Annotated in this window: 1 protein-coding gene; it reads right to left on the bottom strand. The window is 69.3% G+C overall.

From position 1 onward, the window contains the following. Positions 1-75: 75 nt before the first annotated feature. Complete coding sequence (locus ROTAS13_RS25280) at positions 76-753, bottom strand: CDP-alcohol phosphatidyltransferase family protein (RefSeq protein WP_253187783.1); 678 nt, start codon at positions 751-753, stop codon at positions 76-78. Between the last annotated feature and the right edge of the window lie 75 nt (positions 754-828).

Below are 828 nucleotides of genomic sequence, written 5' to 3'. Positions count from 1 at the left end.
CCGCCAGGGGAAAGCGGCCTTCGCGGAGGGCCCGGCTGCGGGGGTTGGTGATGAGGCCGATGCGCCCCGCGCCGCTCATCCCTCGAGCCAGGAGCGCAGCGGCCCCCGGCGGCGCGCCAGCCCGGCCTGGAGGGTGACGACGACCTGTTCCAGGCAGCCGAACACGGTCCAGGCGGCGACGGCGAGCATGCCCCAGTCCGGGCGGCCGAACAGGGTGAAGAGGCTGAGGATCAGCAGGTTCGGGTTCCGGCGCGCGATCCAGAGGCGGAAGAAGCTGTCGAAGCGCCGCCAGACATGGATCTCCATCTTGTAGAGGGCGAGGAAGAGGCCCTCCTGCAAACGCTGGAGGACATAGCCGCCGAAGACGATGGCGCCGACCGCCGCCGGATGCGCGAGGGGCATTCCCACGGCGGAAAGTCCGTAGATCCAGGCCAGCCACCAGAAGGGCGGGTGGATCAGGTCGATGGCATGGTCGAAGACGTTGCCGAGCGGCGTGGAGGTGAGCGTCACCCGTGCCAGCTTGCCGTCCACCGTGTCGAGGAAGGTCATCACCCAGGCGGCGAGCAGTCCGGGCAGCCAGGCGCCCGTGGCGAAGAGCCAGAGGGCGACGAAGACCAGGAGCAGGCTGGCGAAGGTGACCTGGTTGGGCGTGATGCCGAGGGCGGCGCAGCCGCGCACCACCTGGAAGGCCGGGCGGGGCCAGACATGCTTGGTGATGGCATCGGTGACGCCCTTGTAGGAGCCGCCGAACATCTCCCATTCCACCGCGCGCCGCGTCCCGGCATCGAGGCGGAGGAGATAGGGGCTGTCTCTTGATCACATCTACGC

Source organism: Roseomonas sp. TAS13, from assembly GCF_001950415.1.
Taxonomy (GTDB): Bacteria; Pseudomonadota; Alphaproteobacteria; order Acetobacterales; family Acetobacteraceae; genus Roseomonas; species Roseomonas mucosa.
The sequence above is the reverse complement of the archived record's forward strand: the minus strand, read 5'-3'. Positions and strand labels throughout refer to the sequence as shown.